15 protein-coding genes are annotated in these 15537 nt (G+C 31.6%); 3 read left to right on the forward strand and 12 right to left on the reverse strand.

Annotated elements, in window-relative coordinates; translation table 11 throughout:
- Nucleotides 1-806: 806 nt before the first annotated feature.
- Both VLC96_RS04180 and VLC96_RS04185 read right to left on the reverse strand, forming a co-directional pair.
- On the reverse strand, nucleotides 807-2042 hold the full coding sequence (locus VLC96_RS04180) for an ABC transporter permease (protein WP_325260799.1): 1236 nt from the start codon (nucleotides 2040-2042) through the stop codon (nucleotides 807-809).
- Nucleotides 2043-2116: 74 nt separating this feature from the next.
- Nucleotides 2117-2611: a YkgJ family cysteine cluster protein gene (locus tag VLC96_RS04185; protein ID WP_325260800.1), complete on the reverse strand. Its 495-nt coding sequence runs from the start codon at nucleotides 2609-2611 to the stop codon at nucleotides 2117-2119.
- A gap of 72 nt (nucleotides 2612-2683) precedes the next feature.
- Here VLC96_RS04185 and VLC96_RS04190 point away from each other — a divergent pair, with 72 nt between their 5' ends.
- Entirely contained in the window at nucleotides 2684-3388 is a 705-nt protein-coding gene (locus VLC96_RS04190; protein ID WP_325260801.1) for a class I SAM-dependent methyltransferase, read from the forward strand.
- Nucleotides 3389-3445: 57 nt separating this feature from the next.
- Here the strand turns inward: VLC96_RS04190 and VLC96_RS04195 are convergent, their stop codons facing one another.
- The 8 genes from VLC96_RS04195 to VLC96_RS04230 all read right to left on the reverse strand — a co-directional run bounded on the left by VLC96_RS04195 (nucleotide 3446) and on the right by VLC96_RS04230 (nucleotide 10661).
- Nucleotides 3446-3838 (reverse strand): energy transducer TonB, encoded by a 393-nt coding sequence (locus VLC96_RS04195; RefSeq protein WP_325260802.1) that lies wholly within the window; start codon nucleotides 3836-3838, stop codon nucleotides 3446-3448.
- Between the two features lie 297 nt (nucleotides 3839-4135).
- Complete coding sequence (locus tag VLC96_RS04200; protein WP_325260803.1) at nucleotides 4136-4768, reverse strand: 7-carboxy-7-deazaguanine synthase QueE; 633 nt, start codon at nucleotides 4766-4768, stop codon at nucleotides 4136-4138.
- A gap of 129 nt (nucleotides 4769-4897) precedes the next feature.
- Nucleotides 4898-6568 (reverse strand): tetratricopeptide repeat protein, encoded by a 1671-nt coding sequence (locus tag VLC96_RS04205; protein WP_325260804.1) that lies wholly within the window; start codon nucleotides 6566-6568, stop codon nucleotides 4898-4900.
- Nucleotides 6569-6595: 27 nt separating this feature from the next.
- Nucleotides 6596-7519 carry a PstS family phosphate ABC transporter substrate-binding protein gene (locus tag VLC96_RS04210; protein WP_325260805.1) on the reverse strand — a complete coding sequence of 308 codons (924 nt, stop codon included), beginning with the start codon at nucleotides 7517-7519 and terminating at the stop codon, nucleotides 6596-6598.
- 231 nt (nucleotides 7520-7750) lie between these two features.
- Nucleotides 7751-8548, reverse strand: coding sequence for an energy transducer TonB (locus VLC96_RS04215; RefSeq protein WP_325260806.1), 798 nt, complete (start codon nucleotides 8546-8548; stop codon nucleotides 7751-7753).
- Between the two features lie 28 nt (nucleotides 8549-8576).
- Nucleotides 8577-9149: an ExbD/TolR family protein gene (locus VLC96_RS04220; protein WP_325260807.1), complete on the reverse strand. Its 573-nt coding sequence runs from the start codon at nucleotides 9147-9149 to the stop codon at nucleotides 8577-8579.
- Nucleotides 9150-9168: 19 nt separating this feature from the next.
- Nucleotides 9169-9792: an ExbD/TolR family protein gene (locus VLC96_RS04225; RefSeq protein ID WP_325260809.1), complete on the reverse strand. Its 624-nt coding sequence runs from the start codon at nucleotides 9790-9792 to the stop codon at nucleotides 9169-9171.
- Nucleotides 9793-9836: 44 nt separating this feature from the next.
- Entirely contained in the window at nucleotides 9837-10661 is an 825-nt protein-coding gene (locus VLC96_RS04230) for a MotA/TolQ/ExbB proton channel family protein (protein ID WP_325260811.1), read from the reverse strand.
- Nucleotides 10662-11023: 362 nt separating this feature from the next.
- Here VLC96_RS04230 and VLC96_RS04235 point away from each other — a divergent pair, with 362 nt between their 5' ends.
- Nucleotides 11024-12532, forward strand: coding sequence for a helicase HerA-like domain-containing protein (locus VLC96_RS04235; protein ID WP_325260812.1), 1509 nt, complete (start codon nucleotides 11024-11026; stop codon nucleotides 12530-12532).
- 7 nt (nucleotides 12533-12539) lie between these two features.
- Complete coding sequence (locus VLC96_RS04240) at nucleotides 12540-12989, forward strand: YybH family protein (protein WP_325260813.1); 450 nt, start codon at nucleotides 12540-12542, stop codon at nucleotides 12987-12989.
- A 399-nt stretch (nucleotides 12990-13388) separates the two neighbouring features.
- Here the strand turns inward: VLC96_RS04240 and queA are convergent, their stop codons facing one another.
- Both queA and VLC96_RS04250 read right to left on the reverse strand, forming a co-directional pair.
- Nucleotides 13389-14438: a tRNA preQ1(34) S-adenosylmethionine ribosyltransferase-isomerase QueA gene (queA, locus tag VLC96_RS04245; RefSeq protein WP_325260814.1), complete on the reverse strand. Its 1050-nt coding sequence runs from the start codon at nucleotides 14436-14438 to the stop codon at nucleotides 13389-13391.
- 298 nt (nucleotides 14439-14736) lie between these two features.
- Nucleotides 14737-15537 (reverse strand): 3-phosphoshikimate 1-carboxyvinyltransferase (locus VLC96_RS04250; RefSeq protein ID WP_414655562.1); only part of this gene is annotated, 801 nt, incomplete at its 5' end.

Here is a 15537-nt window from a genome sequence, read left to right on the forward strand (position 1 = left end):
TCTAGGAACGTGTTCTTCTGTTTTTATATCCGCCAGTCTTTCGATTAGCGGGTGCAAAAGTAGCAATTTCTTTTTACCTGGCAAGAAAAATTTAAAGTTTTTTTGAAAAATTTTATTTTCGTTTTCCTCTCTTTCTCTTATTCAGCTTTTCAAATAACTTGCGCTTTTAGCGGGGCGCAAAAATAAGCAGCATTTTTATTTCTGGCAAGCTTTTTCCAATCTTTTTTTGAAAATTTCTTTTCTGCTGGATCTCAATTGCTTGTCAGTATTTCTAAGAACGCTTGTGCTTGTTGCGGGTGCAAAAGTAGCTAGTTTATCCGTTTAAACAATGGCTTTTTGCATTTATTTTTCGTTTATTTTTTAAAGAACTGGTTTAAGGCAGGTTATCAATTAAGATTTTATTTCTTTTTTAAGATTTTTGAACATTCGGTGATGATTTAATCTGTTATGACAGGGTTTTCAAAGGTTTTTAAGGATTTTTCAATGACTTTAAAAGGCAAATAGGACTGTTTTTAGCCACTTCTCTCTTTCCCGTAGTTGAAACACTGCTTTTATTAATTTGTACTATACTATATAAATAGGTATGGAATTGGGAATTGATCGCAAAACATAGCATTTGATGCATACCTAACTGGTGCTGAAAACCTATAAGGACACAAATCACTATTACGAAGAACCAAAGCCCTAGCCCTGATTGCTTCGCCAGTTCGCTTCGCTCGTGTGTAGTGGAAATCCTTGTTGACCGGGGTTTGGGCAACAAGATTGGAACGAAGAGCAGGTATCAGCTCCTTACTATTTTAATGGAATTAGTCGAATCGAATAGCTTTGACTGGAGAAATCTTTGTTACTATATAGGATGGTACCAACAATACCAAAGCACAAATTGTCACAGTTAGAAAGTTTAAAGCCAAGATATATCCCAAATTAATATATACCGGCGCTTGATTTACATAATAATTTTCTGGATTGAGTTTTACAATTCCGAAATGTTGTTGAAATAACAGCAATGAAATTCCAATAAGATTACCCCAAAACAAACCTCTTATTATAAGGTAGAATGCGTTGTAAAGAAATATTTTTCGAACCGACCAATTATTAGCTCCTAGTGATTTTAAGATCCCTATCATTTGAGTACGTTCCAATATCAAAACCAATAATGCAACTACCATATTTATTGTTGCAACCAATATCATTACTACTAATATCACAATAATATTGAAATCGAAGAGCTGCAACCATTCGAATATATAACTATATTTTTCAATAATTGTTTTAGTATCTAAAGTTGAGGATGTGTGTTTATAAACTTGTTCACCTGTTTGTTTTATCGTGTTAAAATCTTTTACAAATACTTCAAAAGCACCAATTTGATTTGGACTCCATTTATTGATCTTCTGAATATGCCTAATATCACCTATTATATAAGTAGCATCAAACTGTTGAAATCCAGAATTGAAAACACCCGCGATTTTGAATCTTCGAACATTTGGAAGTTGGTTTTGACTTTCCTTAATAAAGAATGTATTGAAAGAATCTCCCGCTTTTAGATTTAATCGATTGGCTAAAAACTGAGAAATCACAACTTCTTGTGTTACATCTTTAGATAAATTAGGTAATCTACCTGACACAAGATATTCTTTTATATTACCCCATTGATAGTCATTTCCTACTCCTTTAAAAATGATCCCCTCAAAAGCGGTTTCTGTTCTAATAATTCCGGCTTTGCTGGCTATAGCTTGAATATGACCAACCTCTGAGACAGAAGTAAATCTTGGATAAAAGTCTTGATTCTTATCTATGGGTGATAGTGTTATTTCGGATTGATTGTTATCGTAATTTGAAATTATAATATGTCCATTAAAGGCAGCAATTTTTTCGCGAATTTTATTTTGCAATCCGACCCCAGTAGCTACTGAAACTATCATCATAATCATACCGATAGCAATTGCTGATATAGCAATATTAATTATCGGTGCCGATATGCTACTTTTATAATCCTTGGCAGTTATAAGCCTTTTTGCGATGAAATATTCTAAATTCAAATTAATTTATTTTAGTAACTGAACAAATATAAATAAAGTTCCTATTTTAAGAACATATTTAAACTTTAAGTAATTTAGAGTGGTAATTTCTTTTTCATTTCTTCTACTATATTAAAAGCTGCAGGACATATAGCCACATTTTTAAGGGTCAAATCTGTAATCTGTTGAAATTTTTTTCGATCTGTATGAGGGAATTCTCTGCATGCCTTCGGGCGAACGTCATAAATAAAACAAGTATTGTCTGTGTCTAAAAAAGTACAAGGCACACTTTGCAGTACATAATCCCTATCTTCATCTATTCGTAAATATTGCTCAATAAATTGTTGTGGTTTTTGCTTTAAAAACTTCGAAATTCTTTCAATATCAGCCAGCGTAAATAATGGCCCTGTCGTTTTGCAACAATTAGCACATTGTAAACAATCTGTTTTCTTGAATTCAGCATCATGAATATCTTGCATTATGTAATCTAAATTCTTTGGCGTCTTCTTTTTTAGCTTATCAAAATACTTTTTGTTTTCGATATGCTTATCTTTGGCAAGTTTTCCTAATTCGTTTAAAGCTGGTTTCAATTTGAAATTTATTTATGATTTGCAAAAGTACTAAACTTTGAACTCGGAAATTTAAACTTGAAACCAAAATTTATGAAAGACCTTTTTGGAAAAGCCATACTGGATTACCAAACCAATAATAATCCCGAAAACATATTAACGGAGACTTCTATTTCTGAAGAGGACGAAATGAATGTCGCATATCTTTTCCGAGACTATGTTGAAATGCCAAAAATAGAACAAAAAGCATTACAGTTAGCCAAAGGTAGAATTCTTGATATTGGCTGCGGAGCTGGAAGTCATAGTTTGACTTTACAAAATGACAGAAATCTTGACGTAACATCTATAGATATTTCAGAAAATGCTATTCAAGCCTGTAAACTTCGAGGTTTGAAAAATGCAAAAGTTCAAGATATAATGACTTTGGAAGATGAAAAATTCGACACCATTATAGCCCTTATGAATGGAACTGGTATTTTTGGAACACTTAAAAAAACACCGATGTTTTTGCAAAAATTAAAAAGTTTACTTGAACCTGAAGGTCAGATTTTAATTGACTCTTCAGATATTATTTATATGTTTGATGATGATGAAGATGGAGGAAAATGGATTCCAAATAATGGCTATTATGGCGAATTAACTTTTACCATTTCATATAAAAAAGAAACCGAAATACCTTTCCCTTGGTTATACCTCGATTATAACACATTACAAAATGTCGCTTTCGCAAATGGACTTCAATGTGAACTAATTTTAGAAGGTGATCATTATGATTATTTAGCCAGACTTTTTATTTAAAAGAAAAGACCAAATGCAATAACATTTGGTCTTAAATAAATCATTTTTTACACGTGATTAACCTGCTATTTTAATAGGTATTTCATAAAGTACTCTAACTTTTTTTCCTAAATGTTCTCCAGCTGTCCATCGAGGCAGTAAACTCACCACTCTTTTAGCTTCGGCACCAGTGCCTTGACCAAGATCTTTAGTAACTTTTACATTTGTGACAGAGCCATCAATTTCGATAACAAAAGCCACTTTTATAGTACCACCACCACCATCATATTCTGGCATTTTAAAATTTGAACCAATAAAAGCCATTAAAGCACTATTTCCGCCAGGGAATTCAGGTCTCACTTCCACTTCTTGGTAATCATAAGGGGCATCATCAACAATTGTAGCTGTTACTTGAGCAGAGGCAATACTCACAATAAACAAAGCTATTACAGAAAGTAAAATTTTTTTCATGGGCACTTAATTTTTTTATACTCTTTAACAAGTATAGTAGGTTTAGTAAATAGATAAAGAAACATGCTAATAAAAATCAAATATATAAAAATATTAAAATAAAATTATACAATGTTCAAAAAAAAATTGTTAAGAGTATAAAAATGAATAAAAAAACTACAAATTGTTACTATTCATAAAAATTTAACAAGAAAGAATACAATAAATTTGTTTCAAAATCAAAGACGATAAAGAATGGAAATGAAAAGTTTAATTTAATCCATTAACAACTTCGTAGATTAAAAAAATAAAAATATATTAAGGTATATTTAAATACTTGTGAGTTTGTAAAGAGACACGCCATTTAGGATTATTCATAACATAATCAACTATAAGAGGTGTCATTTCTTCTTTTTTACTCCATTCTGGCTGAAGAAAAAGAATTGCTTTTGAATTAACTTTTTCTGCTTGTTCCTCGGCAAAAATAAAATCATGTTTATTGTATATAATTACTTTAAGCTCATCAGCATTATCATAAACTGTTTGAGTGGGCAATTTATTTTTTTTGGGAGAAAGACAAATCCAATCCCAAGTTCCGCTTAGAGAATAAGCTCCCGAAGTTTCAATATGAACTCTTAAATTATTCTTCTTCAACCTTTCTGTCAAAAAAGTCATATCCCACATTAGAGGTTCTCCTCCTGTTATTACAATAGTATCTGCATATTTAGTGGCATTCTCTACAATAGAATCTATTTTTGTAGGTGGATGCAATTCTGCATTCCAACTTTCTTTAACATCACACCAATGACAACCAACATCACATCCCCCAATTCTAATAAAATAAGCAGCAGTTCCTGTGTGAAAACCTTCACCTTGAATTGTATAAAATTCTTCCATGAGAGGAAGCATAGTTCCTTTATTAACTTCTAATTGAACTTCTTTTGATAACATTTTGTAAATTTAAGGTGCAAAGATAAACAATAGAAGTCTAATGGTACGTTAAAACACTATTTCGATGAATATAAAAACAAAAAAACGGCGATTATTTCTAATTGCCGTTTGATTTATATGAAATAAAAGTTATTTAAGGGACTTCAATGAATCTAATGCATATTGATTAGTTGGATCAATACTTAATGTTTTATTAAAATATTCAATAGCTTTTGCTTTATCAGTATTTGCATAACTAGCAGCAGCGGTATTATAACTTTCGATTATTTTTTTAACAACTGCTGGTTTTGCCAATTCTTCAGGACCTTTTTCTGTAACTATATTAACATAATCATTATAATATTTAATAGTCAACTCGTCGTTTTCTAATAAACTGTTTGTTCTAGCTCTGTATAAATAAGCATCTTGAGTTTTAGGAGAGGCTTCAATTACAGCAGCATAAGCAGAATCTGCTCTTTGCAAAGCGGCAGGATCTGGTTTTACATCTTTTCTAGTATTGTCAAAATACAAACTGTTTCCTAAATAAAAATTATCCAAAATGTAATTTTTTGATTCCTTATTTGCAACAGCTATTTCATAAACTGCAGCAGCTTGTTTGAATAATTTTAATTCATATAATTTTTTTCCAACATCACTAATATTTATTGCTAAAGAATTAGCATCCATTTCAGACGATTTTTTTATGTCTTGAATACCGTTATCAAATAAAGCAGTATCAAGATTTTTTCCATCTTCTCCTACTGCTTTTTTAATTTTAGCAAAGCCTAAAGTCTGGTAATCAAAAGCAATTATTTTGTTTGTAGGATCCGCAATAAATGATTCTAGTGATTTAATAGCTACATCATAATTTCCATTTTGATAAGCTGAAATTCCTAAGTAACGTAAAATTCTAGGATTTACTTTATCCAATTCAACCATTTTGTTAGCTTCCGCTTCTAAAGCTTTATATTCTCCAGCTAATACTAAGAAATCAGCATGACGCATTCTTGAATGCAAAGAATAATCAGTTAATGATAAATACTTTTCGTAGTTTAATAGAGCCTTTTCTATATACATTTTATATTTTGAAGGTTCATTTCTCCCCCATAAATAATATGTCTCTGCTAATTCACGATAAACTGGACCATATTTTGCATTAATCACTATTACTTCATCAAATGCTTTTATAGCTTCACTATAAGCTTTGGCCCCTTTTAATAAAACACCTAATTGCATTTTTGCTCTAATCAGGCTATTATCTACAGCATATGCATTTCTATAAGCAGAATAAGCCTCATTTTGATTACCATCTCCAAAGTAAGCATTACCCAATGCTAAATTTAATTGTGGATCTTGAGGATTTATTAATTTAGCTTTATTTAAATATTCCAATGCCTTTTTATAGTTTGGCTTAGTAGAAAAGGTGTAAGCTCTACCAATAAAAATATATTCTTCAATATCTTTCTTTTTTAAATCTTTAGTAGCTAAAGCAAATTTCGCTTCTGCAGCTTCTGGATTACCATTATCCAAATCAATTAGACCCAAGCCTATATTATTTAATCTCGCACCTTCTGTACCCGCAAGACCTTTTTGGTAATAAATTTTTGCAGAATCCGCATTATTTTGCAATAAATATACGTTTCCTAAATAAAAAGCAGCGTTGCCATTTGTAGGCTTTGCTTGAATTATAGATTTTAATATTGTTTTAGCACTTTCAAATTGTTCAGCATCAATGGCTTTCTTCGCCTGGTCAAGATCTTGTGCCTTAACGCTTGCCACAATGGCAAATAGCGCAATACTTAAAACTTTTAATTTATTCATCTTCATTATATTAATTTATTTTTATTTCTATTTATTAATTGACTTACTATGTATAATATTTAATTTTCGTGTAGGTATATTAAATGGCAATAAACCAGCCTTTAAAACAATTCTTTGGCCAATGTCTCCCGCAATAAATGAAGCGAAACCCATTCCTAAACCTGAGTAGCCCTGACAATTAACAATGTACAAATCTCTCAATAATGGATAAGTTCCTTCTGCAAAATTATTCTGAGAAGGTGCAAAATAGCCATCTTTATTTAAACCTTTAACACTTAAAACATTAATTTTCTTCAGAACAGATTCCATTTGGGGAGTAGGTTGTGACAACCAATTTACACCAACAACGCCAATCATTCCATCATTTTCTGAAACAAATTTCAAGACATCATTATTGGTTTTAAAAGTATAAACATCCTTTTCTGGTAAACTTTCTAAACCTGCTAAATTATTTATGTAGCTAACAGTACTAGAATTTGGATTGTCAAAGACCAAACCTTTAATATTAGAATTTCTTTCACCCTTCATAAATCCTAACACATCTTTTAAAGAAATTAGCGTATCATTACTGGATTTATTGGAAACAAAAGATATCCCATCAATAGCAAATTTTGTTATTCTAGGTTGTATTTTTTTTTGCTCGAAAACCTTTAACTCCTTTTCATTTAAATTTCTTGCGAGAATTACAATATTTGCTTTGCCATTAAATAATGAATTTAAAACCTCAGATTCAGATTTTGAAACCAAAGTTAACTTCGCGTCATAATTACTTTCAAAAACCATTACTTCATCCTCAACGATAGGAGTGATAGTTTCATCAACAAAAATAGTAGCTTTGCCTTTTAAAATTGTTTCATTATTATCATTATTATTTTCATTTTTTCTACAATTAAAAAAAATGAAAATAAATGAAAATAAAAAAATACCTGAAATAAATTTAAATTTCTTCATACTATTCTTTATAAGCATTATAAAAACGAAAAAAGCGAATAATAGCATAGGCTATTAATACAACGCCTAAAGCTATTCTATATTGCATTTTCATATCAAAAGGAAACTTACTCCAAAAAATAACAATTAGTCCTAAAAAGAAATATGCTAAAAAAACCAAAACCGTTATAATAAGAAGAAATCGCTCAATAAGCGATTTCTTCTTCAAACTATTAAATAAATTATTTAACATTATTCTGCAGATTGGATAGTAATTGGAAGAGAATATAATACCCTAACTTTTTTACCATTCTGTTCACCTGGAAGCCATTTTGGACATTTACTCAATACCCTAATTGCCTCTTTTCCAGTACCATAACCTATATCTCTGATTACTTTGATATCAGTTAATGAACCATCTTTTTCAACTACAAAAGTAACATAAACTTTTCCTTTAAGACCTTCTTCTTCGGGAGCTTGGTAATTTTTACCAACAAATTGGTAAAATTTCTCAATACCACCTGGGAACTCAGGTTTTTGCTCAATACCTGCTAAAGAGTGAACACTTGTGTCTTCCTCGATAACTTCAACTACTGGACCATGTCCTACTTCTTCTACAGTTAATGGAGCATCTGGATCTCCTTTAATTGTTTCTGCACCAGTCTTTTTGTCTTTGATATCATCCATTTTTGGTGGATCTTCAGTCACATCCTCAGCTTTTGCAACAACAGGTTTAACGAATTTAACCTGATCTTGTTTTGGTGGAGGTGGTGGAGGTGGTGCAAGATCTTTTATCTCTTCTACTTTCTTCTTAGGAGGTAATTTTACCGCAGTAATCTTGATATCAGTATCGACTGCTTTGTCCCCTTCTGGCAAATAACTTGCAATAAGAGGAGCACTGATAGCTAAACTAAAAAGAATACTACCAATGATAAGAGCTCGAATAGAAGTCTTACGATTCGATTTTCTTAGCTCATAAGCCCCATAAAGCTTATTACGCCCTTCAAAAACGATCTCAACCCATTGATTTTTTATTAAATCTAATTTCATTTTTTATAATTATTAGGTTATTAGGAAACTATTTGCCTCCTTCTAACAATTTTACTTCTTCAGGTAAAAAATCGTTAACTATTGCATAAGAACCAGTCTTATTTACCCCAACAATTGCCATTTCATCCAAAACATCAACTAAATTTCTATAAGTTGATTTTTTACTAGGCTTGATAATCACAATCATTCCTTTCCCAGGTTCACCCTTAGCAGTGGAATACTGTTTCACTTGTTCCATCCTTTTTATTAATTCTTTACGAATACCTTCTTTTCCGTAAGAAAAATCTTTTGGCGCAACCAATGGAGTAGCTATCATTCCCATATAACTAACCAATTTTCCATTTTCACCTAATAATAAAGTCAACGTTTTGTTTTCATCAACTTTAATATCATTTTTTTGTGTTGGATCCTTTTCTTTATCTGGCAACGTCAAATCCATGGATTGAGGTTTGGACAAGGTCGTAGTAAGCATAAAGAATGTGATCAATAAGAAAGCCAAATCCACCATGGCAGTTAAATCTACCTTCGAGTTTTGCTTTTTACTTCTTACCTTACCACTGCCTTTTTTGCCACCGCCACTGTCGGTATTTAATTCAGCCATTTTAGTGTGTCTTTTTTAATTAAAAATTCTTTCCTCTTAGACCTGTAACCAAGTTAAAGCTATTGACTTTCTGATCTTGCAACATATCCATAATTTCTTTAATTGCTGGATATTGTTCTTTAGCATCTCCTTTTATTGCAAAATTCAATTCTTTGTCATTCACTTCTATATTTGCTTTACGAGAATACAAAATCCAATCTTTCAACTCGTTATTCAAGGAATCTTTAGGTATTCCAGGCTGCCCAGCTTTATTTCTTTCAGATGCTTTCATATTCAAAATTTCTTTTAAATTTTGAACCGGCACACCAAAACTTTCCATTAATCCAAATTCCTCAGCTTCTTTATCAGTAAAAGCAACATTATATTTATCAGCCATAAATTCAAGTGCTTTTTTACGAACATCTTTTCCTTTCAGGTCAAAAAATACAGCTGTTTTTCCATCAATTTTACCAATTGTTAATGTTGATAAATTGTCAGCAGGCAATTTTGTTTGCACAGTAGACTGTGGAGTATCAACTGGTAATACTTCAGGTGTTTTAGCAGTGGCAGTCAAAATAAAGAACGTCAGCAAAAGAAACGCAACATCACACATCGCCGTCATATCGGTAGATGTGGACTTTTTTTTCATTTTTATTTTAGCCATTATTTATGTCTATTATATTTTGATAAAAATTATCAAAAAATTAATTATTGTTTTAAACTACCTCTAAAGTGTCTGTAAGTATTTACGATTGTAGTTCCAGCTTCATCAATAGAATAAGTTAAATCATCAATTTTTGAAGTAAAGAAGTTGTAAGCAACAATTGCTGTAATAGATGTAGAGATACCTGTAGCTGTATTAATCAAAGCTTCAGAAATACCAACCGCAAGAGCAGCTTGATCTGGAGTTCCTGCAGTAGCCAAAGCACCAAACGCTTTAATCATCCCCGATACAGTTCCCAATAATCCTCCAAGTGTTCCTAATGATACTAAAGAAGAAATGATAGTCATGTTTTTCTCTAACATTGGTAATTCAAGAGCAGTAACCTCTTCGATTTCTTTGTGAATCACTTCAGAAGCTTCTTCACTATTGAATCCTTCTTTTTTAACATCTTGATATTTAACTAATGCAGATTTAATTGCATTTGCTACAGAACCTTGTTGTTTATCACATGAAACAATCGCACCATCAATATCTCCTGATTTGATGCTAGTTTGGATTGCTTTCATAAATTTATCTAAATTCCCTTTTCCAGCAGCTTTTGAAATAACAAAAAATCTTTCAATTGAGAAAACGATAACCATTAATAACATACCTAACAATACAGGTACTATGAATCCTCCTTTATAAACTTGTCCTAACGTGTTTAATGGGTGTCCTTTTTCAGTATCTCCCCCTTCAAAGTTTGATGGATCTCCCATTACCTGAGACCAGATCAACCAACCTACAAAAATACATAATGCAATAATAATTCCTGAAATCATTCCTCCACCGTTTGAAGTGCTTTCTTTTTTAACTTTAACGTTTGCCATTTTTTTAAATTTTAAATATTTATTTTAGTTTCAATAAACTTGTATAGGAGCAAATTTAAATTTTTAGTTGAAATAAAAAAACTTTTTTTTAGTAATATCACAATTTATTTTATTCCAAAATAGTATTAAGACCTTTTTAACGAATAATCAAATGATTTTTTTTTAAAATACCTTCAAAATCTTTTACAAAAAATGTGATTTTAAACGTTCTGAATGTTTTTATTCAAAAAAAATGAACCTAAATATAAAAAACAACACTTCATAAATGTTTTAATTTTTATGATTTTCTTTATAAGAAAGACTTGATTATTTCATTTGAAGAATATTTAATAACTTGCAGTTGATTTCAAAACCATCTAAAAATGAGCAGAAAAGAAAATTTTATTCAGCAAATAAATGAAGGCTATTCATCCAAAGGTGAAAGTATATTACTTGGCAGTTCGATTCTTGATGGTGAAGTATTACCAAATACTTATGTGAAAATTCCATTAAAAACTTTGAACAGACATGGATTAATTGCTGGTGCTACCGGAACTGGAAAAACGAAAACTATTCAAGTATTATCAGAACAGCTTTCTTCAAATGGAATACCTGTTTTAATGATGGATATAAAGGGCGATTTTAGTGGAGTTGCGAAAGAAGGAGAACTTAAAGATTTTATAAAAGAACGACATGAAAAACTTGGAATTCCATTTACGCCATCTAGCTTTCCAGTTGAATTACTGACTCTTTCCAGACAAGAAGGAGTGAGACTCCGATCTACTGTGTCCGAATTTGGACCTGTACTTTTTTCGAGAATTTTAGACTTAAATGATACGCAATCAGGTGTTGTTGCTGTAATTTTTAAATATTGTGATGATAAGAAAATGCCTTTACTTGATTTGAAAGACATTAAAAAAGTCATTAACTATATTACCGATGAAGGAAAATCGGAAATTGAAGAAAGCTACGGCAAAATTTCTACTTCTACTACTGGAACAATCCTTCGAAAAATTATCGAACTTGAACAACAGGGAGCTGATTTATTTTTTGGAGAATTATCATTTGAAATTGATGATTTATTGCGCATTGATGAAAGTGGAAAAGGGTATATAAACATTATTAGACTTACAGATATTCAGGACAAACCAAAATTATTTTCTACTTTTATGCTAAGTTTATTGGCAGAAATATACCAACAAATGCCTGAAAAAGGAGATGCAGATCAGCCTGAATTGGTCATTTTCATAGACGAAGCACATTTGATTTTTAATGAAGCCAGTAAAACATTATTGGAACAAATAGAAACAATTGTAAAATTAATTCGTTCGAAAGTGATTGGGGTTTATTTTATTACTCAAAACCCAATGGATATTCCAAGTGGCGTATTGGCACAACTTGGATTAAAAATACAACATGCTTTAAGAGCTTTTACAGCTAATGACAGACAAGCCATCAAACAATCGGCAGATAATTATCCAACATCTGAATTTTATAAGACTGATGAAGTTCTGACTAGTTTGGGAATTGGAGAGGCTTTTGTCACAGCTTTGAACGAAAAAGGAGTTCCAACACCACTTGTTGCTACTATGATGCGTGCGCCAATGAGCCGAATGGATATTTTAACTGATAATGAAATTCAAGAAATCAACGAAAATTCCAAATTAGTTAAAAAATACAGCGAAGTCCTTGATCGAGAAAGTGCCTATGAGATGCTTACTAAAAAAATAGAGTCAGCTCAAGAACAAGCTGTTGTTGTAGAAGAAACCAAGAAAGTAAGTACTGAAACCAGTACAGCGAATGTTGTTACAAAATCTGTTTTGAAAGTCGTAACCAGTGCTACATTTATCAGGGGGGCTTTTGGTATATTATCCAAATTGTTTAAAAAATAATTTTGCCATGAAAAATTTCATCAAAATACTTTTATTATTCTCTATTTTGAATGGTTGTACTCCAAAATCAGCCACTAAGAATGCAGCTTATGTCAAATTACAGATTGTTAAAACAGAAAAAGATTTTGAGCAATTGGTTGCAGAAAAAGGTTTAGCCGAAGGATTTTATCAATTTGCCGATTCAAATGCTGTTATCAAAAGAGAACATGACACATTAATTATTGGCAAAGAAAATATTAAGAACTATTATTCAAACCCTAAATATCAAAACAAAACTGTTACTTGGTCTCCTGATGATGTTAGAGTTTCTGATGCTGGAGATATGGCATCTAGTTATGGAAAATATATTTGGACGTCAAAAGATACAACTTCTGGAAAAGAACAGGTTTTAAAAGGTGTTTTCCATACTGTTTGGAAAAAACAGAAGGACGGTTCCTGGAAGTATATTTGGGACTAGAAAGTCAAGCAATACTTTTTGAGTCTGAAATTCTGGGTAGACAAAACCAATCTGAAGAAGAATAAAGAAAGCATACAGATCCTTTTTGTGAAAGGTAATGTGGTGCAACTTTTTCTTAAATAAATTAATGATTATTTGTATCGAAAATTGCGTTAGGGATAGAAATGGAAAGTTTTTACTCAAAACCATTTAGAAATACAGCAACGAGGAAGCGACCAGAGGAAGCTCCCGCAGTGCTAGTATTTGTTTGGTTTTGGGTAAAAACTTGTAATGGATAGCCCGGTAATACGCCATAATAAAGATAGCAGAATTTAGTAGGCAATTTTAGGATTCTGATAATCATTTAAAAAAAAACTCGCCATTACTGACGAGTTTTTAGTTTTAAATATATTGGAATCCTTAGATAATCAACATTGCATCACCGTAAGAATAGAACTTATATTGTTCTTTGATTGCTTCTTCGTAGGCTCTTTTCATTAAATCATGTCCACAGAAAGCAGAAACCATCATTAATAAAGTAGATTTTGGTGTATGAAAGTTAGTAATCATACAAGTTGGGATAGTAAAATCGTGAGGAGGGAAAACGAATTTGTTTGTCCAACCATCATAAGGATTTAGCGTGTTTTGTGAAGAAACTGAACTTTCAACAGCACGCATAGAAGTTGTCCCTACGGTACAAATTCTTTTCTTAGCAGCTTTGGCAGCGTTTACAATATCACAAGCTTCCTGGGTGATTTTTAATTCTTCAGAGTCCATTTTGTGTTTAGATAAATCTTCTACCTCAACTGGGTTGAAAGTTCCTAAACCAACGTGAAGTGTCACTTCGGCAAACTTAACTCCTTTTATTTCTAATCTCTTTAATAAATGTTTAGAAAAGTGCAAACCTGCAGTTGGTGCAGCTACAGCGCCTTCTTCTTTGGCATAAATAGTTTGATAACGCTCAGCATCTTCAGGTGTTACTTCACGATTAATGTATTTTGGGATTGGAGTTTCTCCTAGCTCAGTCAATTTATTTCTGAATTCTTCGTAAGAACCATCGTAAAGGAAACGCAAAGTTCTACCACGAGAAGTAGTATTATCGATTACCTCAGCAACTAGTGAGTCATCGTCACCAAAATATAATTTATTTCCAATTCTGATTTTACGAGCTGGATCAACCAATACGTCCCAAAGTCTTTGTTCTGCATTGAGTTCTCTCAATAAAAACACTTCAATTCTTGCTCCTGTTTTTTCTTTGTTTCCGTACAAACGTGCAGGGAAAACTTTAGTATTATTAAGGATAAGAACATCACCGTCGTCAAAATAATCGATAAGATCCTTGAACATTTTATGAGTTATCGTTTGATTTTTACGATCAACGATCATCAAACGAGACTCATCTCTGTTTTCGGCTGGATATTCTGCAAGAAGTTCTTTTGGTAAATTGAATTGAAAGTTTGATAATTTCATTTGCTGTTTGTTTTAAAAGTTTAATCCTTCGACTACGCTCTGGATGTACTTAGTTAATGTAAAATAACGAAGCGGGTGCAAATATACGATTGTGAGATAGGCGTTGTCAAGTGTTTAAGTGTTTATTTTTAGCTTTGCCTAAAGTTACTGAGCTACTTTACTCCTCAATGGCTAAGTTTGTTCGTAAAATCAAATAAGCAACTAGTATTAAAGCAATACTTATCAAAATTAAATCTAGATTCCCTATTAGCTAAATATGGAATCTGGATTTAAACTTTTAAAAGACTTTAGAAGAATCTTAAGTAAAAGACCATTTTTTAACTATCAAAAAGCCTAATTTTTTTAGATCATCCCAAAAATCAGGATATGATTTTGAGACCACATCTGCATTATCAATGATAATTGGCACTTTTAATCCAAGTGGAGCAAAAGCCATTGCCATTCTGTGATCATTATAAGTTGCAATATTTATTTCGTGATTAATTTCATTTGTAGCTACCAATGTCAAAGTATCATTAGTAACTGAAATATCAGCTCCGAGTTTAGTCAATTCTATTCTGAGCGCCTCTAGCCTATCTGTTTCTTTGATTTTTAAAGTATGAAGACCAGTTAAGTGGCAACCAATTCCAAGTCCCAAGCAAGTAACAACAATAGTTTGAGCAATATCTGGAGTGTTATTCAAATCAAAAGTAATGTCTTTATAGTCGAAATTTTCTTGTTTGGTTAACGTAAGTTTATCTCCTTGGAATTTTGAAGTAACTCCCATTTGCTGATATAATTGTACCAAAGCTGAATCTCCTTGTAAACTTGTTTCTTTATAACTAGTCAAAGAAACTGTAGCCGTTTTTGATAAAGCTACTAAACTAAAAAAGTAAGAGGCCGAACTCCAGTCTGATTCAACTGTCATTACTTTTGTTTCTACTTCTTTCTTTGGTTTAACTGTTATTACATTTCCAACAAAACTAGTTTCAATGTCTAAATCATTCAGCAAAGCCAAAGTCATTTTGATATAAGGAATAGAAGTAATTTCTCCAACTAAAGTCAGTTCGATTCCATTTTCTAATTTTGGTGCAATCAAAAGTAAAGCTGAAATATATTG

Source organism: Flavobacterium sp. (genome assembly GCF_035456085.1).
Lineage (GTDB): Bacteria > Bacteroidota > Bacteroidia > Flavobacteriales > Flavobacteriaceae > Flavobacterium.